Below are 21,490 nucleotides of genomic sequence, written 5' to 3'. Positions count from 1 at the left end.
CTTCAGCATCTTTTCTTCAGTAATCCAATAACCTCTGGAATTTTCTTTCTATACAGTAAAACCAACACACACATACCAATAATCAAAATATACCGCACGACAACATACGGATATATTGCATTTACTACTCCTGTAATAGTAAGCATCACAACAGATAACAGTACAAACATTTTCCATGGAAATATTGATCCATTCTGCAATTCTACGCCAGCGATTTTTCTTGAGTACAGCATATGGAATCCTGCCATAACCATATAGCAAATCAAGGTTGTGTAGGCTGCTGCCACATAGCCAAATTTCGGAATAAGTAAATAATTTAAAGCAATGTTTAGCCCTGATGCGATTACAGTTATAGCCGCTACGTTTTTAGTTTTCTCATAATAAAACTCAACCTTGGATACAAGACTGTACAACATAACAAAGAAATAACCAGCTACTACAGGGGGAATAACATAGACTGCATCTGCGTACGCTTTATCTGCAAAAATCATTATAAGTTCAGGTGCAAAAAGCATAAACAATGTTGCCATTCCTAAAAACCCAACCATCAACATTACTGTTATATTATGAATACTCCTTACGTCTGTTTCCTTATTATCCTGATAATTCTTTATCTTCTGATAAATCCAAGGTGTAAACGTTGCATCCAACGCTGACGTGAGTAAAACCATCAGCCGTCCTAAATTGTATGAAACACTGTATAGTGCAACGCTTGACTGACCACAAAACTGACCAATCATAATTCGATCTGCCTTGTCCAAAACGAGCGTTGACAAGAAATAGGGGATAAGAGGCAAATTAAATTTAAGCGCATAAGACCATATTCCTTTGTCAAAATAAATTTTCCCTCGCCAGAAAATTCTTATATAAAAAATCAGATAAATAAGAGCCCATATAATTTGATACGATAGGATTTTCACAACACCCTTATCGTAATTAATAAATAGAACCGCACATAAATTTAAAAGCGTTCCTACTACTGCAGTCGCAATTGTAACTATGGTAAATTTCCGATACTTGTATTCATATTTACTTCTAGCAGTCCAGAACAACATCGCAGGAGCGCAAATCTGTGCAAGGAAAAGCGAAAGGCAAAGCACAAAGCTCATACCCGTCAATTTTTCAATTGCATCATGGAATATTAAGAATAAGGTAAGCATCGAAAGCGAGGTTGTCGTCGTTAAACCCAGTAGTGCAGCCTCAAATTTATCTCTACTGTGCTCATACTTAATCATGCCCTTGTCGAAGACACCATAGCTAAGGCGCAGTGTACATACAACAACAACGAGATCATTCCACGCAAAATATGTACTCGATAAACCATATTGTTCTGTACTGAGTAAGCGCGTAAAAATAGGAAGCGTAATAACGCTTAAGCCATTTTGGAGTACACCACAAACCAGGAACCAAAAACTAGCCCTGACCTGAACTGGCATTGATTTATATTTTTCAATTAAATTCTTCATGATCCTCTTTATAATTTGGAAGGAAGCTTAATTTCGAATTTAGTTGAGTACATCAACTATGGATTCCTTCATTACATTTAAGCCCTCATTCAAAATGTCATCTTGAATCGTTAACGGTGGCATTATCTTTAATACACCGTCTTTTCTTCCAGCTACCTCCATAATTAATCCATTGTCAAATGCCTTATGAACTACTTTCAAGGCAAGAGTCGAATCAATAGCATTAAAATCAATTCCCCATATAAATCCTATTCCCCTGTAGGATAAGTTTTTATTTAAAGGAATAATTTCACTTTCTAAAAAATCACTGATCATCTTCGCTTTGCGTTGAACTACCTTATCCATGGAGTGTTCGACATAATAATTTATACCCGCCGTTGCACCAACAAAAGAAAGCTGGTTGCCTCTGAAGGTACCGTTATGTTCTGCAGGTCTAAAGATGTCAAGATCCGGTCTTATCAACAAAATCGCCATCGGCATACCAAAGCCAGAAATGGACTTTGATAAAACCACCATATCTGGTTTGATCCCAGCTCGTTCAAAAGAAAAGAACGTACCGGTTCTTCCATTTCCAACCTGAATATCATCCACAATCATTATGATGTCATTATCTTTACAGATCTGATATACCTCTTTAAGCCATTCTACACTTGCTACATTAATGCCACCTTCAGCTTGCACTGTTTCTAATATAATCGCAGCAGGCTTATCAACACCTGAATGATCATCGGTCAAAACCCACTTTAAATAGGCAATTGAGTCAATCCCCTGCGTGCCTTCATACGGAATGTGGGTTACATTTGTAAGTGGCAAACTAGCCCCTTCTCTACTAACCTTATCCGTTGTAAGTGCAAGAGATCCGAGTGTCATTCCGTGAAACCCCCCCCCGAATGCCAATACCTCCGTTCGCTTTGTGTTCTTTCTAGCCAATTTAATAGCAGCTTCAACAGCATTTGTCCCTGTTGGGCCACAACACATCACCTTGTAATTCAATCCTCTCGGTTCAAGAATTTTAGAAGAAAAAGTACTTAGAAACTCCTCTTTTGCAGAAGTATACATATCCATCATATTAATGACATGATCATCCTGCAGATATGTCAATATTTTATCCTTAATTTCAGGGTTATTATGCCCATAATTCATAGAACCAGCCACGGCAAGAAAATCTATATATCTTCTACCATCAACTGAATACAATTCCGAATTCAATCCTTTATCAAAAATAACCGGATATTTTCTGCAGTACGAACGTACTTCAGACTCGTTTTTTTCAAATACATCAAACATGATTTTATTCTCCTTTGTTAACGAACTTCATATTTTGTTCCGTATCTATAAGTTCTTGCCTGCTTTTCTCCATATATCAGATAATCAATTTTCAATTTGAAATAGATTTCCCTTAAAAAGTGAATCTTTTTAATTTTACTCTTTATATAGCATCCAAGCCTATATAGCGTTCTTCCTATTAGTATTGTCATGGTTGGAACGTGATAATCATATTCTCTAATACTTCTTAGCAAATCTCTGCTTGCCTCAATGGTATTCGATTCTACGACTATCAGGTACTTGAATTTTCCTCTTTGAAATGCTGAAAGATCAAACGATTCCTTAAACTTTGGCAATTTTCCAATTATGTCAAGTGAAAGCATTGTTCTCATGCATTTTTCGCAAGTACAGCAATTCCTATCATCATTGTTATTGCAGACCTTTAAATTCTTCTGTATGAATGGGTCATAAGCAAACCTCTTAATCTTTTGCGTTCTCCACACTTCTCCACCTGATGAGTAAAATGTCAAACTATTTGTACTCATTAAAGCGAGATTTAAAACATCAAACCCATCAGAATCGTGACTTGCAAAATCGAATTCTCCAAAAGGCACTCCAGAACTCACATAATACACACCAAACAATTTCTGCAATGCAAGCACATAAGAACAGATTCTCAAAGAATACTCTTGTACAAAACCATCAAATAAGAAGTCATTATGATTGGTGTACACCCCCACAAGTTTTAATCCATAGTTTTCTGCTATCGGTTGCGATCTGCTCAACAAATCTTCAAATTTCTTTCTCGTATCCTCCTCTGAGACATAATGATTAAACTGGTTGGCAATCAATAAATGAGTGAGCCTATAATCCTGAGGAACATCCTTCGTATGAACAGAAATAGAATAATAAGAATCAACACCGCCACTTGCTGAAGTCCCAACTGCACCTTCTGTGTTTATTTTTCCAATATAAGGTTCCGCCTCTACATTGATTCTCTTATACGCTCGTGGTCTTACAACCGGAAGCGTCACTAAAAAATATGTTTTTATTTGATATAAAAGTCTCTCGCTAACTGCTCCTTCCACTTTTATATCTTCACCGTTGAACATGGCGTAATTTAATATACCAACCAAAAAAGCGTCAGAAACCTCAGTGCAAAGATACGGTTCATATTCTTTAGCGACTTCAAAATAAAACGTTTTATTCACGTCGCCTAATAATATATCTGCACACAGACGAGTTGTTCCCTGATACTCTTTTGTATATGGTTTCCTAATTGTAATCATCTTACGACTCCCTTTACACTAAATCATCTAAATTTATTCTTTCAAAGACTTCAAGTTTTCCGCCACGTGTTGCATTTCCAATCATTACACCGTGTGCTTCACTCCATCTTCTTGCTTCTCTGAACGATACTTCACAGAGTAACAATTCCGGTGGAAACTGTGTAGACATATCAATTGGTTTAATCCCTTCAGCATAGCTGCCAGCAGTTTCAACCACACCATTTTTAATATTATAATTATGATCAATTCCAATTAGATAAATCTCTTTGTACCCCATATACGCCGCAATCTGAATCATTGCATATGTGATAGATAATCCGTCATATATTCCAACACTTATATCATCTGAAAAAGGCATTAAGCCTTCTGGATATGTACCATCCGGACTATATACTGAAACATAAGGCTTAAAAAAGAGTCTAACTTTTTCATTGGTTAATATTTCATCCGAAAACATGGATCTGAATTTATATGGTAAGAAGCACAGTTCACAGTTTTCTATCGCAAATTGTAAATCTCCTTTAATCTGCTCTAGCACTTTGCTATCTTGAGAGCAGTAATATTTTGGTCTCCAGGTTGTTTTATCATAAAGATTGTATATTCTATTGCAGGCAAAACAATCTTCACCTTTCAGTTTTTCTAAATCTGCGATTTTAAGACTTGGACCATTACCAATAATAAAACAACGATTATTTTGACTAGAGTTTTTCAGTTGCTTAATTAATCTGCTATCCTGTGTAGTTTTGTAATGTTTTGATGATAAGTTATCAGCACAGGTTTTTATCAGCTTTACTCCTGGCTGAATAATTGACTTTATTTTCATTTACTGCTTACCTTCCTTTGATATCTTCATTAAGCACATAGTTCATTTCACAATACCGAAAATCATGGTGCTTAGCTTATACACGAATTTTTTAATTACCGATCATCCTCTCGTACATAATGAGCTTGTGTCAAACATCCACCAATAACCAATGCAATTGGAATACTCAAGAAATGCACAAAGGCCGATTCTGCAAGCGACGAAACACATAAATATCCAAGTGCAAAAAGTGCACTAAAATAGGCATTACGATTCTTGATTTTAATTTTTGATATTTCTACAAACAATTTATATAATGCCATGATAAAACATGCGGCCCCCAAATACCCATTTTGTGCAATTTCCATAGGCCAAAAAGAGTCGGAAATGAAGCTAGGATGGTCTCTTGTCAGTCCATAAATATTCGATATTCCATAATTTGAATAGAGCGGTGAATATACCACACCAGAATAATGCGACGCAAATGTTGCCAACCCTGCTCCTAATGGAAAATGTTCCTTTGCGATGTCGAAACATGTTCGAAGAAGAACATTGCGTGCCGCTCCATCACTTATAGAACTAAAGAAGTAGTACTGTATCTGACTCCATCCAATAAGTAAGCATAAGCAACCTATAAGAATTACACTTTTTAACTTAATTTTCTTATTATAAACATTAATCAAATAATACAAGAGAATATACAGAATCACTCCGCCAAAAGCCTTGCTTCTCATAGTGGAAGCCATTAAAAGCAAAAGAATAACACTATATAATGTAAAATGTCTCGTCTTATCCTTTACCAATAATAGAAGTGCTAGTAAAAAAACACACATAGCACAAAATATTGTATGAAGTCCATAAAAAAGAAACGTGGATTTCATTCCATATCTGTAGTCACCTGGAAACAAATTCAAAAACTTATCCAAGAAAAGCAACAAAACATAAAGCCATACTACCGCTTTAATATGATTAGCAATTTTTCCTCCATTCAAAGACAGATTAATACTCTTGAATAATGTTATACCTACATAAATACTTAGCCAGAACTTAAGGTTCAATAACAAATCTGGTAAAACAGCTTTCAGCATATCCTGATATTCATATACTATATTTCCTGCTAATGCAAACAGAATTGCAACACCAACCCAAAATGGGTAGCTATTCTTTCTGATGCGTAGAAGTCCATGTCTCTCATACAATTTTTTGATTGCAATCGGAATAGCCATGCAAGATATAAGCTCATCTAAATATCCAAATATTGGCAGGTAATTTTCTAATAATTCTCTAAAGATTATCAAATAGAAAATCAAAATAAAAATATAGTAATTGTAGTTTCCCTTTGTTCGAGTCATATTAACATACCTATCATATATTTCACTTTCTTTTTATGTTTCACATTTTCGTTTCTCAACAAGTTCTAATGTATAACCTATGCAGTGCGCAGGTACCCCCCCATATTTCGCCAGTTGGTACATTTTTTGTCACTACAGCACCAGCTGCAACAATAGAGTTCGGACCAATTTCTGTATTATACATCAACGTAGCTCCTGCTCCTATTACGCAATTATCATTAATCTTTATTGTCCCTGTATAGAACGGGAAATGATATTCTTTACTAATTTCCGGATTTCGATTAAACATATCTCCAATAATGTCATGTGTAATAAATCTTACATCAGCGGAAATATGAACATTATTCCCCAACGAAATTAGTTCTGGTTCTGATGGAATTTTCTTTGCATGCCATGCACAATTATTTCCCATATGCTTAAATATGGATTTAGCCTTTAAGTACGTTGCTGCCTGAATTCCGTGTCTAAAGAACATAAGTCTCATCATTATCCAGTATCTTTTAATCTTTTTCCTCATCTCAATTTCTCCATCGATACTTAAAATTTACCTTTTCATCTGTTCCGCAATATCAGCATCCACAATCTCTTCACCGGTCTTACCTACCAGCTGTGCCTTACTTGCTTCACTTAATCCATTATTAACAACGGCACACATATCACATGTGCTACACTTATCCAGTTCCTCTTTCGTTACCTTACCATCTCTGAAATCACGTACAACCTTCAACTCGTACATAGAATATGGTTTCTTCATGAACAGTGCTTTCAGCTTATGCCATACCACCCAGAATCCAGGCTCCCAGATATATTTATGCATAGCAGGACTCACACTACCAATCATCCAACAGTCACGGTCACAGCAACGCACCTTCTTACGAACTGCCTCCGCCTCCGGACTATTCCACAATTCATCCCAGCTCTGGTTATTCAGATTACCCATGACTTCTTTATCTTTTGTTCCATTACAAGGCATAACATCTCCATATGGGTCAATGAAGAATGTGTCAAAAGACATATCACACGGAAGCAGACGCTTTTGGCCATAGATGTAATTGATAAGACCGTGGTTGAAGTAAGCACGGAACCACTTCTTCGGGCTGTTGGAACGTAGCAGCTCATTAACCAATTTTTCGAAGTTCTTAGCCACCATCGGACGGTCATGAATGATGTTCTTCGCTTCAACAAAATAGAAGCTATTGTGCAGAGAAGCAGTTGCAAACTCCATGCCCATCTCATTGGAAATCTTGTACAGAGGAACCAGGTCAGGAGCGTTTTTGTCCTGAACGGTCATGCCAAAGCCAACGTCCTTCATGCCCATCTCACGCAGCTTCTTCAGTGTGCCGTAACCACGCTGGTAGCCGTTCTGCAGGCCACGAATCTCGTTGTTGGTCTGCTCCAGACCCTCGATAGAGATACGAATACCGATCTGCGGGAACTCCTTGCACAGATCAACGATACGGTCGGTGAAGAAACCATTCGTAGAAATAACGATACGGTCAGACTTCTTGTATAGTTCACGCACGATATCCTTCAGGTCGGTGCGGATGAACGGCTCGCCACCAGTAATGTTCGTGAAGTACATCTTCGGCAGTTTCTTGATGGTTTCGATGCTGATTTCTTCCTCCGGCTTGGAAGGTGCTTTATAACGGTTGCACATGGAGCAACGAGCGTTGCAACGATAAGTGACGATAACCGTACCATTCAATTTCTTTTCTTCAGACATGATTAACTCTCCTATTAACAATCAAAGTTTCAATTTTATTTAAGAACCACTTGGCACATACCGAGAACACCACAGAACCGCAGATGACCGCAACTGCTGTGAAGATATATGCAAGTAAGCCATTACCAAACAGATGGACAAGGTGCAATTTCTCAAGCACACGATAAATTACCATGTGGCACAGGTAGATCTCGAAGCTGATACTGCCAAGGAACTTGGCAACTGGATTGACCAGTACCCCCCCCTGATTGCATCCGAGGGTACCGACCAGTGCTGCCACACAGAAGAACAACATTGTTAGCGTATTGCCACCTACTGCAAAATAAGCAACTGTGGCAATCAGCAGAATTGCTCCGGCGATAACTTTGGATTTTACTGCAAATTCAGCAAGCTCTTTCCGGTAAAGGAAGATTAGGCCTCCTGCAATAAAATAAATTGCATCATAAACGATATTGGCTCTACCGGCATTGAAGTAATTTCCACACAGGTAGTTGAACACTAATGCCGCGGCTGCCACTCCCCATGCCCTCTTCTTATTTCCAATCAGGAAGCAGAAAAACGGGAACAGCATATAAAACACAAAAATGACCGCCAGTGTCCAGCTCACACCGATAACCGAAATATTTGCATTCGGCAAAAGTCCCTGACACAAAGTCAGATTTGCAAACACTTCATACAGTGAGTTCTTGCTCGGTGAAATCACAAAATCCAGCGCGCAGAGCAATGCAAAATACGGCCAGATTTTGATGTATCTTTTGCTGTAAAATTCCTCAACGCTGATCTTACGGTCTATGATTTTCTGGTAGTAGCCACAGCACATACCAAAACCGCTGACCATCATGAAAAGAAAAACGAGGTTTGCGAAATTAGGGATAAGTTTTCCAAACACAAATCCTCCTATCCCATATTTTCCATTTGCGAGAACGTGCATCAGCGCAATGCCAATAATGGCATACGCCTTCAATCCATCTATTCCCTCATATCGATCCGCTTTTGTAGCCATAAATTTTCTCCTCACGTACCAGTCTTACTGATACACCTTCATAATTTTCTCGTAATACTCATCGATAGTATCAAAGCTAATGTCCTTGCAGTTCTTGCTATACTCATCGCACAGCTTCTTATCATCCCAGAGCTTCCGGATCTTGCTCTTCAACTCGTCGCCATCTCCGCTCTTAAACAGCTCACCGGTCTTACCGACCTGAATCAATTCTGGGATGCCGCCGATATCAGCTCCCAGCACTGGTGTGCCGTACATCTGGGATTCCATCACGGAAAATGGGCAGTTCTCATACCACTCAGACGGATAGATGGAGAACCTTGCCTCACGGATGAGCTTTTCCAATGCCTCACCTTTCTGGAAGCCAACGTTTTTGATGTTCTTAATTCCATTTACCGTCTCTTCCAACGGGCCGGTGCCTGCGAAGATAAACTGCACATCCGGCAGCTCCTTACAGACCTTGATGAGTGTACCGATGCCCTTCTCCTCAGAGAAGCGACCGAAGTAAAGGACATAATCCTTCTTTTCTGTCTCTTTCCACTCCACCTTATCGATGAAATTATTCATTGCCACGGTCTTCGTCGCAAACAGCGGATTGCTGTCCATCTTGCTCTTCATAAACTCAGAGCAGCAGATCATGGTGTCAATGTACTTGTAAGTCCCTTTCCACTTCCAGAACTCGGCCTCCATCATGCCGATGGCAGACTTCGCCGTGGAGCCGTGGATGCACTTGCCTTTCATGCAGTTCACGAAATGGCCGCCGAGGCACTTCTCACAGTTCTGGTGGGTGTTCGGATTGTTCAGCATGTGGTTCGGGCAAACCAACTGGTAGTCATGCGCCGTGAAGATGATTTTACAATCCCTTCCGGTCTCCTTACGCCACTTCACGATTTCCAGAATGATGGAAGGTGTCAGCTGATAGTTGAAGTTGTTCAGGTGACAGACATCCGGCTGGAAGTCGTCCAAAACTTTTCTCAACTGTACTCTTGCTTCTTTGCTGTAAATCGTCTTGATTGGGTAGGTCAGCTTCAACAGCTTGCTCCCACCGTGAAAATCCATATCGGACGTATAAGCATTGACCCGGTTGCCCACGCAACGGCCTTCGTGCTCCATACCGAAGTACTGAACCTCGTGTCCGTGATGCTCCAGCGCCTCACCCAATTTAAATATGTACGTTTCTGATCCGCCGTTTCGGTGCAGAAATTTATTCAAAATCAGCGTCCTCACGTTATTTTTCTCCTTATTTTATGTTCTATTTCACTATCTCTGTTCAGATGAAACACTTCCAATGTGTTGTTCATAAACCAGAGTGCTCCATACAAACGCAGGTAGTCATACTGAAAGTCCTTATGATAAAATCATCTGCTGTTACCGAACCTAGGTAGCGAGATAAAAAATGCTCTCGCAGCTCTACCCAGCTCTCGAAAAGTGCCGTAAATACGCCATTTTTCTGGCGTTTTCACTATGTACATCTCACTGCCTGCGTTCGGTTAGAGGAGATTGTTGATTATTAATACTCACACCATCATTCTCTCCTATACAGATTTAATGTTTTTTCAACAACATCATCCCAGTCATACTTTCCGCAGATGAAATCTGCCGCCTGTTTTTTTAGTTTCATGACATCTTCCGGATGATCACAGGCATCTTGCAATTTTTCTCGAAGATCACTTACATCCGATTTTCTAAAAATCACTGCCTTGTCTTCCACGACCTCTGCACATTCAGGAATATCAGACACCAGACAGCAGTTTCCATAACTCATTGCTTCCAATAGACTCAATGGCATTCCTTCCAAATCTGAAGGCAGTGTATAGAGATAGGCATTGCTGTATAGTTCATCCAGCAGGCTTCCTTGAACAAATCCCGTGAATATAATTCTGTGATCATCTTTCGCTAGATCTTTTAACTCTCTCGTGAAAGAATCTGTATCGCTGGAACCACCAGCTATTACAAGCTTCTTATCTGTCTTGACATTCTTAAACGCCTCCACAAGATATCGGATGCCTTTTTCCGGCACCAGCCTGCCAAGGAACAATATGTAAGAATCGCTCGTCAGTCCAAATTGATTTGTTATCAAATCAGCCTTTCGATTTACCGGACAATTCACCCCGTTCGGAATAAAATGAGTTTCTCGCCCATAGATTTCACGAAAATAATCTTGGACACCTTTACTCAGAACAACAATTTCATCCGCATACTTTACTGCGTTCTTTTCGCCCTGCCGAATGAATCTTGAGCCGAATCCGGATTGCCATTTTTCGCGTTTCCAGTCAATTCCATGAATCGTCACGATAACCCTTTTTCCAAACATCTTTGGAAGCCACGCAAAAAATGCAGGTCCCTCAGCGTGGATGTGAATCACATCGTATTTTCCAAATGCGCTATAAAGAGCTGCAAATGCAGAAGAAGATACAGCAGCCAAACCCTTTCTCTCGATGGTCGGAACAGATTTTTGACATATTCCTTCATATTCAATTTTCCTATCATACTCTGCCCCACTCACATGATGCCCTGACCTGTTGTAACAAGTCACCTGACATCCATCTCGTGCCATCCGGGTGCAAAGCTCTTTTACAACAATTTCGATGCCGCCTTCTCGTGAAAGTCGTTTCTGACCGAACATCGCCACCCTGATTTTGTCTGAATTACATACCACAATATCTTCACTTCCTTTTCCCAAACTACTCCGCACCTTCTCCGTGAATTACCTTTTTCACTGTTCTCCACAAAATCCTTATGTCTTCACTCAATGACCAGTTAGATATATATCTTATATCCAGTTCCACAATCTTTTCAAAATCTGTCATATCACTTCTGCCACTCACCTGCCAAAGTCCTGTTATTCCCGGCTTTGAGCTAAGTCTTCCCATATGGTGAAGCTGATACTGCTCGTATTCATCGACCGTTGGTGGCCTTGTTCCTACAAGACTCATATCTCCTTTTATGACATTTAAAAACTGTGGAAGCTCGTCTATCGAATATTTTCTGATAAATTTTCCTATCGGTGTTATTCTTGGGTCATTATCCATCTTAAACATAAGTCCATCCATCTTGTTCTGGGACATAAGTTCTTTTTTTCTTTCTTCTGCATCCATATACATTGAACGGAATTTATATAATTTAAATATTCTTCCGTTCTTTCCAACCCTGTCCTGCTTAAAAAATACAGGTCCGGGTGATTGGATATATATTATCGGGGCAAATATGACAAATGCAATCGCCGTTATAATAAGACCTGTCAGACCGCCTGCTATATCCATCAGCCTTTTTTCTATAAGCTGTCTTTTTGTTGCCACTCTCATCCCAGCAGTAAGAACAGTAAATTCACCAATCTGTTCTACGGATTTATCTAAGAGTTCATGAGGAAGATTTATGAGGTTCATATGTACCGTTACTCCTGATGACATCAAATAATTGATTAGTAAGCTCTTTGCGTATTCTGTCATTTCCATATCAACAAATATGCTGTCAATTACATTGTTCAGAAGGTAATCTTCCAGTTCATCAAATTTACAAACTTCCATGATGTCTGATGTATCTGCCGTTATGCCATCAAATGTAGCTGCAACTTCCTCCATTGCTTCTAAAAAATCATCTTTTTTTACACTTTCTTCTTTTTTCGATAATTTTTCGTATTGTACCTTATATTTCTTTACAATGTCTTCCTGCTCCGCTATTACTACTCCGACAATCTTATAATTTCTGTACTTGTCCTCTGATAATTTATTAACACATGTATCCTTATGTTTTTTGTCTGTCAATATCAGCATATGTTCAACATACGGATTGTTTATCATTTTTTTCCGTAAAGAATGCTTTCTTAAACACCTTAATGTATACATCAAAAGAATATGCACTATGAAATATACAGACATGGTCTTTCTTGAATATAATGATAATTCTTTACTTATAAACAGAGTAACCATAACAAACATATCTGTTATACAGCCATGCTTGACTGCTTTTTTCAGCTCATCTAAATATCCACGTCTTAGTATTCCCGTATAGCTTTCAAACAAAAAGCCTACACACATGTCAAAAATCAACAATATAATCCATAGTCTTATGTATATGGTCGGGAATATATTTTTACGAGTAAGATCCAAACCATGTCTTACTACATAACCCAAAAATAATGCAATTGTTATGGATAGTTTATCAAGCAGAATAAAATCAATATGTTTATCCCATTTCTTTTGTCTCTTTTCATACATTATCTTTCAGGCTCCTCGTACCTTAACAAAAATTACTAATACTCACCATAATTGCCGTATCCATAATTTCCATAACCGTATTTCCCTGTTTTTACCGGAACTTTGTTTAGTACGGTTCCAAGTATTCTTACTCCACTTTTATCAAGCTGTTTTTTTACATCCTGCACAAAATGATAATTTATGGCATCTGCTTCTATGACTATAACTGCTCCATCCGCATATTTAGCTGCTATGGCACTGTCTATAACCGAGCCAAGCGGCGGTGTGTCAACTATGACATAATCATATTTTTCCCTGCAGAATTTCATAAGCGTTTCAAAATTCTCACTGCCAAGAAGTTCCGCCGGATTTGGCACATAATTGCCGGAAAATATTATGTCCATTCCCTCAATATCTGTTTCCATGCAAACTTCATCAAATGTATTCTGACCTGTGAGATAATGAGCAAGTCCCTTTTCAACACTTCCTACCTTATATCTTCCGACAAGAACCGATTTTCTCATATCTGCATCTATCATAATTACTTTTTTCCCGGCCTCAGCAAGCGATACCGAAAGATTAAATGTAACACTTGATTTTCCCTCATTTGGTGTACAGCTTGTAAAATCTATTACTTTGACATTGTCACCGCAAAAGGCTATATTTGTCCTCAATGCCTTATAAGCTTCATTTGTCCTGTAGTCAAGTTCTTTTCTGGTTTCAAACTTTATCTTATTCATGTTTTACACCTGCCTTTTGCTTCTGACGTTTTTTTCTCTTCTTCTTATCTCTCATCATCTGTTCAACTGAACCTTCTTCAATTGGAATTATTCCAAGATTATTAAGTCCAAGATACTTTTCTACATCATCTTCTGATGAAATCGTATTGTTCAAAAGATAAAGAGCTATTATGATAAATGAGCTTACAAATATTCCTGCCAAAAATCCTAACGCCGTATTTTTCACAAGGCTTGGACTTGATTTTTCGTCTGCCACATGTCCGTATTCAACTGTTGTAGGAGGCTCAACTCCCATTATTGATTTGATTCTGTCAGCAGACACCTTTCCGATTTCATCTACTATTTCTTTTGCCACATAAGGGTCATCCGTGTTTGCTGTCACTTCAAGTATTCTTGTGTCTGACGGATTATTAAGTGTGATTATGTCAAGCAAATCATCATATTCCATATCCAGATTTAAATTTGATATAACCTTTTCCAATACAGGTCTGCTCTGAACTATATGTATGTAATCCTGTGCGAGCTGTGAACCTGCCTGTAATGATGTAAGTGACATTATTGAGTTTGTTTCACCTACTATATAGAGTTTTGATGTTGATTCATATTTTGGTTTTATGAGAAACAATGTTCCAATACCTATCAATGCCGCAAGTATTACACCGATTCCAAATATTTTTATTATCTTTTCCTTAAGCAGAGTAAAAATCTCAACTAAGTCAATCTCAACTTCATCATTCTGTTCTTTTTCCATAAGATTACTCCTCAAATGTATTTTCCTTCCAACATTTTTATTGGATTTTCAAATAGTATTTTTTCTGCAAGACTGCTGTTAACAAATTCCAGTTTTAACTTCTCAATTGCGTCTTTCATGAGTGGTTTTCTCCTGTTTGCACCGTGACAGTCACTTCCAAGAAAATGTACATAACCATTCATCAAAAGCTTGCGGCAATACGCAGCATGCCTGTCAAACAAACCTCCTACAATACTTTCCGTATTCATCTGAATATACGCACCCATATTTATGAGTTCATCTAAAAAATCATAATTTTTATATAATTTTTCATATCTCTCAATATGTGCGACAATCGGAATATACCCTTCCATAATATATTCTCTTAATGCGGCATATATTTTTTTTGCCGAATCCCCCGGAAGAAATTCTACAAGGATATATTTTGTATCAGCTATAGTCAATGCATTTTTATTTTTTAATGCATCTATAATACCCGGACCATTCAAAAGTTCATTTCCAAGATACAGTTTCATATCAGGATACAATTCATTTACTTTTTCTTTGAGTAATATAAACACATCATTTATTTTTTCACTTTGCCCATCCGGATAGTGAGGTGTTGCAACTATATTTAGAACTCCCTGTTCACGCATCTGTCTTATCATTTCCAATGATTCTTCAAGACTGTCTGAGCCATCATCCACACCGGGAATTATATGGGTATGCAAATCATAATAGTACGACCCATTGCGATTCGATTTATCATAATTTGCTTTATCGTTATTTGAGCTTTCATTATGCGGCTGCATTTTACCTCACCTCCTGACCGGTTATTCTACATAAAGTCTGTGCAGATAATTCTTGACAAAAAATAAACTTATACCTATAAGCAGACTTATAAGTCCCATATAAATACATATATTTATATTCCATCCAAGATATTTGGTAAGAAAATCCTGATAATATACCGGAGATATTTTAACTTTTGATAGCACCCCGGCTATCTTTAAAAATACTCCTGCTGCTATCGCCGGTACAGATGCTATTGTTATAGCAAATGCATACACTCTTACCGCTTTATGCTTATATTCGTACATCTGGAATATCATAACAAACATAATCACAAAAATGAGTACCATTGATATAAGCATTCCGATAAATACTGCATTAAATTCTTTATTGCATTTGTATACAGCATCTCCATATTTAAATGAAAATGCAGACTTATAATCTGACTCCAATTTTTCAGTCAATTTCTGATTTTCTTTTTCAGAGCCGTTTGTTATTTTTTCTTTTAGCAGTTCATTAATCTTTTGATTTGAAAAGTTCTGCTTATTTACACCCTTTTTAAGTACATCCTTAATACATTGCTTTTGCGTAATATAAATATTTGACAGCTTAAATATGTCCTCAGCCAGACTTTCATCATATCCTGCTGCTTTTAAATCTTTTTTTGCCATCTCTCTTACAGTCTGTACAGTTCCCGAAAAATAGTCACTCTCCATAAGTTCTCTGTCTACCGTACTTGTGTTTAAGAATCCACATCTGACTACAAGTGATGCTATCATCAATATCGTAATGCAGGCTATAACTGCTCCTGAATATACTGCTATCGCACATCTTAATTTTCTTTTCTTATGACCTCTTTTTTTAACAGTAAATATATATACTATCTGTAAGACAAGTGCCAATATTGCTGCCGCTAAAACGCAGAACCACAATGTTTTTATTTCCTTGATATGCAGAATATCTTTCAGAAAATCATATTCAGAGTCATACTGTCTGCTGCCATACGAAATATCAACTTTGTCTGCATATGTATAGTCAACATCATCTGCCGTTATAGTTGAAACTGTATTAAGCTTGTCTTCCTCATCAACCCAGACATTTTCAGCAGCCGATGTTTCCTGCGGATTTGCTGTTGCTGTATTTTCCGGCTGCTGTTCATTTGTGGTATCAGTCTGCTGTTTACCCGCACCTAAAAACTTTTTCAAAAAGATTCTGTTTAAGCTGGATGTTTTAGTCGAATGTTCACTTTCGGTATCATCTGATTTTTTACTGCTGCCATCCGTATTTTTTTTGTCTTTTTTATTATCTTTCTTGCTGTCAGATTTTTTTTCTGAAGCATCAGTTCCGTCATTTCCACTGCCTGATGACACCTCATTACAGTATCCCTCTTCCACAAGTTCCTGATGACTGCCACCAAACTGTGCAATATACTGATTCGCCTCAGCATCCGACATATCCACATTATCAGCAGATAACTTGGCTGTCGCCTGTGATATATATGACGAATTTACAACATATGTTTTTCCATTGTATTCAAACGGCTGCTGCGCAGCCGCTATTGCTCTTTGCTCAGCGGCATTAAGACCTCCCGCAGCACTTGCACCTGTCGTTCCAAATGCAAATGTACCTGCAATCACCACCATAACAATGCATATCTTTTGAATTAATGTTTTCATTTAATTAAGACTCCCATACTATTAATCAATATACTGATACTACGTCAGATACATCTCCTATAAAGTAAATTGCTCCACAATTTGTATAAGATGTATCATATGTATTTCTTCTTTCAACATAGAAATAATAGTCTTTATTATCTACAAGGTCAGATATTGTCCAAACTGTATCAGGACTTTTCCTTGATACTTTTATCGTTCCTGCCGAATTTGTTTTTGTCACATACAATGTGTCAAGCATAACCAAGCCGTCTTTTACACTTCCGCTCTGCTCATAAACATTTCCTTTGAAACCAATTTTAAGACTTCCGTCATAATCTCTGTTTACAAGATAAACAGTTCTTACTTCTCCGTTGATTTTGACAACACCATATGCTGCCACCGCACCATTGCCTGAAACAGGAGTAAGCTTTCCTTTGCCTGCATCTGGTGTCTGTGTTGGCTGTGTACTCTGTTCCGGTGCTGCCGTCGGTGCCGCACTTTCTGTCGGAACCGGTGTGCTACTCTCCGTTGGTGCTGCACTTTCTGTCGGTTTTGTGCTCTCTACAGGTGTTTTAGTTTCAGAAGGCTTGCTGCTCTCTGTTGGTACTGAACTTTCTGTCGGTGTACTGCTTTCTGCAGGCACTGCTGTTGGAGCCGGTGTTGCTGTTGTATCAGGCTTAACCGTCGGCTTTACTGTTGTTGTTTTTTTCTTTACAGTAACGGTACACTTAGCTGTTGTCCCATAAAACTTCGCCTTAATCACTGTTTTACCTGTTTTCTTTGCTGTAACCACGCCTTTTTTATTTACAACTGCCACTTTTTTATTTGAAGAACTCCATTTTATTTTTGAAGTCTGTTTCTTATATTTTTTTGGCACGCTTATTTTCAAAGTTAATTTTTTTCCTACATAAACTGTCTGCTTGCTCTTTACAAATTTTATATTTTTTGTGGCTGCTGATACTGAAATACCTGTTAATAAAATTGCAGCCGATGTCAATATTGCTATACTTTTCCTTATTCTTGTCTTTTTCATATTCGATACTCTTTTCAATATACTTATCCGTTTTTATCAGATTTGTTAATTTATGGCTGCCGCAAAATTTACGGCAGCCACCATATAATATTTAACAAAGGGGTTTTTAAACAATGCTATTTAGCATAAACTTTTAAGTTGCTGAGTTTGTCAGATTTTGGAACTGTAACTCTTACATATGGGTCGCTAAGTTCTACTGTTGCTGATGCAATATCAACTACTTTTGTATCTTTAGTAACCTTAATATCTTTAGCAACAATCTTCTTAGCTGTAATGCTTGTTATTGTTCCTGTAACTGTCTTGTTTGTTGAATCAGTTGTTTCAACCTTAACATTGTCACCTGAAACTGTAACTTTTACATCATATTCTCCATTTGCTGAAGTATTTGCTTTTCCTGCAACTGTTATATGATATGTGTCATTACCTGTAAGTTTTACTGTTACTTTTCCTGCATCAAGATTGTCTAAGCTTGCACTCTGTCCTTCAGCAGTTTTAATCTTTGCATTAAATTTCTCATATGCTGATGCAACAGTATTATATGTATTTGCCTGTCCTGCATATGTTTTAACATATGTCATAATAGTTTCAACATCTTTTGCTGTAATCTCAGCACTCTCACTACCATATATAACTTTGTAAGTCTTATCTGTATTAAGAGGGTATGTAACAGTGCCATTACCATTGTCAATAGCTTTTACTTCTGAATATACAGGTGTTGTATCTCCGCTTGATGATGAACCGCCGCCATTGTTGCCAGGTGTTGCACTTGGGCTTGGTGAAATACTTGGTACTGTAGATGGCTCTGCACTTGGCTCTGTTGTAGGAGCTATACTTGGTGCTGTAGATGGTTCTGCACTTGGCTCTGTTGTAGGAGCTATACTTGGTGCTGTACTTGGCTCTGTTGTAGGAGCTGTACTTGGCTCTGTTGTAGGAGCTGTACTTGGTTTTGCAGCCTTTTTCTTAACTGTAACTGCAACTGTAGCTTTCTTATTGCTTCCATCAACTGCTGCAACTGTTATCTTTGCTGTTCCGGCTTTTACACCTTTAATAACACCCTTTGCTGTTACTGTAGCAACTTTCTTATTGCTTGTCTTATATGCAAGCTTTTTAATTGTTACTTTTTTAGGAGTTACTGTTGTAGAAATTTTGCTTGTCTTGCCAACATAAACTGTAACTTTAGATTTCTTTACTGTTATCTTTTTGATTTTCTTAGATACTTTCTTTACTGTTATCTTACATACAGCTTTCTTGCTTCCGGCTTTTGCAGTAATTGTAACTTTTCCTGCCTTTTTAGCTTTTACAACACCCTTTGCTGTTACTGTAGCAATCTTTTTATTGCTTGTTGTAAATTTAACCTTTGCGGCCTTGCTAGGTTTTACTGTAGCTTTCAATGTAATTGAAGAATATGCCTTATCAGCTCCCTGATATAATGTAGCACTCTTCTTGTTTAAAGTTAACTTTGTAACTTTCTTAGCTGCTGATATGTCACTACTCTGAAATGCGATTCCAGATGTAATTAAAGCAGCTGATAATACAGTCGAAATGACCTTTCTTCCCACTTTTCTTCTCATGTGTCTGCCTCCATTTTTTCTTTTTGGTAACGAATACACAGATATATGATGTTTCTGTACTCTATGTAAACGTAACTTATTAATACAGCTATCATTATAGTGGTGAGATATTTTATTGTCAAGGTCAAGTTGGACTTTTTTTTATGATACTTTTATGTCAAATAATATTTTTCGACAGCTTTAGATTAAGTAACACATCTTTATGCAAGGGTTCCAATTATATCGTTTATACTGCAAATGCATATATCAAAACCCAAAATCTATCACTGGAAGATATAGAATTTTTAACACTTTTGACGCTTATTTATAGACTTCCATCTAACGACAAAAAGACAGGAAGATTATTTTCTTTCTGTCTTTTTGTCTATCTGTCATTATATACATTTAGAATTTCACAAAAACACATGCACTGCCTTTACGCTTCAAGTGCCTGTGCAATATCCGCTATAAGGTCCTCTTTATCTTCAAGACCGCAAGATATTCTTATAAGACCGGCAGATATTCCTGCTTCTTTTAACTGCTCATCTGTCATCTGTCTGTGTGTAGATGTCGCTGGATTAAGACAACATGTTCTCGCATCTGCTACATGTGTTTCTATAGCTGCAAGTTTCAAATTCTTCATAAATTTCTCTGCCGCTTTTCTTCCGCCTTTTATCTCAAATGAGACAACACCACAACCACCGTTCGGAAGGTATTTTTTTGCCATTTCATAGTATTTGTTTGACGGAAGTGTAGGATAATTCACATATTCCACCTTTTCATGCTTTTCAAGAAACTCGGCAACAGCCTGTCCGTTTTCTACATGTCTTGGCATGCGTACATGAAGAGACTCAAGTCCGAGATTAAGGATAAATGCACTCTGAGGTGACTGAATACATCCCAAATCTCTCATAAGCTGTGATGTACATTTTGTAATAAATGCACCCTCTTTTCCGAATTTCTCTGCATATGTAATGCCATGATATGATTCATCAGGCGTACAAAGTCCCGGGAACTTGTCTGCGTGTGCCATCCAGTCGAATTTTCCACTGTCAACAATTGCTCCGCCAACAGCAGCTCCGTGTCCGTCCATATATTTTGTTGTCGAATGCGTAACAATATCTGCTCCCCACTCTATCGGTCTTAAATTTACCGGTGTCGGAAATGTATTATCTACGATAAGAGGTACTCCGTGTTCGTGTGCCGCCTCTGCGAATTTTTCAATATCAAGTACGGTCAGTGCCGGATTTGCAATCGACTCACCAAATACCGCTCTTGTATTTTCCTTAAATGCAGCATTCAGCTCTTCTTTTGTACAATCCGGGTCGACAAATGTAACATCTATTCCCATTTTCTTCATCGTAACTGCAAGAAGATTAAATGTTCCTCCGTATATAGATGAAGATGACACTATATGGCTTCCTGTCTCACAGATATTAAACATTGCAAAAAAGTTTGCCGCCTGTCCGGATGATGTAAGCATTCCTGCACTTCCTCCTTCAAGTTGTGCAATTTTGGCAGCCACAAGATCGTTTGTAGGATTTTGAAGTCTTGAATAAAAATATCCTTCTGCTTCAAGGTCGAACAATTTTCCCATGTCCTCACTTGTATCGTATTTAAACGTTGTAGACTGATAAATCGGTATCTGTCTTGGCTCACCGTTTCCCGGAGTATATCCTGCCTGAACACAGTTAGTGTTAATCGTATAATCTTTCATAGTATTTTAAATCCTCTCCTATCATTTTTTTCTGCTGTTCATACTTTCAATATAAACAGCGCCATTAAATTTCTACAAATGCTACAGATTTAGTAGTATTTGTATCATTATACCATGATTATAAAAAAATCGCAAAAAATACTGCCGTAACAATCGTCACAGCAGCTATTGTAAAC

The 21,490-nt window shown here is 37.8% G+C and carries 18 protein-coding genes; all 18 read right to left on the bottom strand.

From position 1 onward, the window contains the following. Positions 1 to 2: 2 nt before the first annotated feature. Positions 3 to 1,466 carry a lipopolysaccharide biosynthesis protein gene (locus tag ACZLXV_RS10470; protein ID WP_482383374.1) on the bottom strand — a complete coding sequence of 488 codons (1,464 nt, stop codon included), beginning with the start codon at positions 1,464 to 1,466 and terminating at the stop codon, positions 3 to 5. A 39-nt stretch (positions 1,467 to 1,505) separates the two neighbouring features. Then, positions 1,506 to 2,753 (bottom strand): diaminobutyrate--2-oxoglutarate transaminase, encoded by a 1,248-nt coding sequence (gene ectB / locus ACZLXV_RS10465; protein ID WP_482383373.1) that lies wholly within the window; start codon positions 2,751 to 2,753, stop codon positions 1,506 to 1,508. Between the two features lie 17 nt (positions 2,754 to 2,770). Continuing rightward, positions 2,771 to 4,021, bottom strand: a complete 1,251-nt coding sequence (locus tag ACZLXV_RS10460; RefSeq protein ID WP_482383372.1) for a hypothetical protein — start codon at positions 4,019 to 4,021, stop codon at positions 2,771 to 2,773. A gap of 13 nt (positions 4,022 to 4,034) precedes the next feature. Then, entirely contained in the window at positions 4,035 to 4,844 is an 810-nt protein-coding gene (locus ACZLXV_RS10455) for a 6-hydroxymethylpterin diphosphokinase MptE-like protein (protein ID WP_482383371.1), read from the bottom strand. A 95-nt stretch (positions 4,845 to 4,939) separates the two neighbouring features. Then, positions 4,940 to 6,175 (bottom strand): hypothetical protein, encoded by a 1,236-nt coding sequence (locus tag ACZLXV_RS10450; protein ID WP_482383370.1) that lies wholly within the window; start codon positions 6,173 to 6,175, stop codon positions 4,940 to 4,942. A 55-nt stretch (positions 6,176 to 6,230) separates the two neighbouring features. Next, positions 6,231 to 6,692 carry an acyltransferase gene (locus ACZLXV_RS10445; RefSeq protein ID WP_482383369.1) on the bottom strand — a complete coding sequence of 154 codons (462 nt, stop codon included), beginning with the start codon at positions 6,690 to 6,692 and terminating at the stop codon, positions 6,231 to 6,233. Between the two features lie 27 nt (positions 6,693 to 6,719). Beyond that, a complete protein-coding gene (locus ACZLXV_RS10440) occupies positions 6,720 to 7,898 on the bottom strand; it encodes a radical SAM protein (protein ID WP_482383368.1) in 1,179 nt (392 codons plus the stop codon). Next, on the bottom strand, positions 7,891 to 8,901 hold the full coding sequence (locus ACZLXV_RS10435; RefSeq protein WP_482383367.1) for an acyltransferase family protein: 1,011 nt from the start codon (positions 8,899 to 8,901) through the stop codon (positions 7,891 to 7,893). Before ACZLXV_RS10435 ends, ACZLXV_RS10440 begins: the two co-directional genes overlap by 8 nt. Before the next feature lie 24 nt (positions 8,902 to 8,925). After that, a complete protein-coding gene (locus ACZLXV_RS10430) occupies positions 8,926 to 10,125 on the bottom strand; it encodes a glycosyltransferase (protein WP_482383366.1) in 1,200 nt (399 codons plus the stop codon). A 298-nt stretch (positions 10,126 to 10,423) separates the two neighbouring features. Then, complete coding sequence (locus ACZLXV_RS10425) at positions 10,424 to 11,524, bottom strand: glycosyltransferase family 4 protein (protein ID WP_482383384.1); 1,101 nt, start codon at positions 11,522 to 11,524, stop codon at positions 10,424 to 10,426. A 58-nt stretch (positions 11,525 to 11,582) separates the two neighbouring features. Further along, entirely contained in the window at positions 11,583 to 13,115 is a 1,533-nt protein-coding gene (locus ACZLXV_RS10420) for a sugar transferase (RefSeq protein WP_022224282.1), read from the bottom strand. Between the two features lie 35 nt (positions 13,116 to 13,150). Beyond that, positions 13,151 to 13,834 carry a CpsD/CapB family tyrosine-protein kinase gene (locus tag ACZLXV_RS10415; RefSeq protein ID WP_022224281.1) on the bottom strand — a complete coding sequence of 228 codons (684 nt, stop codon included), beginning with the start codon at positions 13,832 to 13,834 and terminating at the stop codon, positions 13,151 to 13,153. Next, a complete protein-coding gene (locus ACZLXV_RS10410) occupies positions 13,827 to 14,585 on the bottom strand; it encodes a YveK family protein (RefSeq protein ID WP_482383365.1) in 759 nt (252 codons plus the stop codon). The genes ACZLXV_RS10415 and ACZLXV_RS10410 overlap by 8 nt, the downstream gene beginning before the upstream one ends. 11 nt (positions 14,586 to 14,596) lie before the next feature. After that, positions 14,597 to 15,376 carry a CpsB/CapC family capsule biosynthesis tyrosine phosphatase gene (locus ACZLXV_RS10405; RefSeq protein ID WP_022224279.1) on the bottom strand — a complete coding sequence of 260 codons (780 nt, stop codon included), beginning with the start codon at positions 15,374 to 15,376 and terminating at the stop codon, positions 14,597 to 14,599. A 21-nt stretch (positions 15,377 to 15,397) separates the two neighbouring features. Then, positions 15,398 to 17,032: a hypothetical protein gene (locus ACZLXV_RS10400; RefSeq protein WP_482383364.1), complete on the bottom strand. Its 1,635-nt coding sequence runs from the start codon at positions 17,030 to 17,032 to the stop codon at positions 15,398 to 15,400. Positions 17,033 to 17,057: 25 nt separating this feature from the next. After that, positions 17,058 to 18,047: an Ig-like domain-containing protein gene (locus ACZLXV_RS10395; protein ID WP_482383363.1), complete on the bottom strand. Its 990-nt coding sequence runs from the start codon at positions 18,045 to 18,047 to the stop codon at positions 17,058 to 17,060. A 116-nt stretch (positions 18,048 to 18,163) separates the two neighbouring features. Then, positions 18,164 to 19,618: an Ig-like domain-containing protein gene (locus ACZLXV_RS10390; RefSeq protein WP_482383362.1), complete on the bottom strand. Its 1,455-nt coding sequence runs from the start codon at positions 19,616 to 19,618 to the stop codon at positions 18,164 to 18,166. A gap of 415 nt (positions 19,619 to 20,033) precedes the next feature. Continuing rightward, complete coding sequence (locus ACZLXV_RS10385) at positions 20,034 to 21,314, bottom strand: O-acetylhomoserine aminocarboxypropyltransferase/cysteine synthase family protein (protein ID WP_482383361.1); 1,281 nt, start codon at positions 21,312 to 21,314, stop codon at positions 20,034 to 20,036. Positions 21,315 to 21,490 lie beyond the last annotated feature (176 nt).

Source organism: Butyribacter sp., assembly GCF_056818865.1.
Note: the sequence above shows the minus strand (reverse complement) of the source record. Positions and strands in the feature narration are given on the sequence as shown.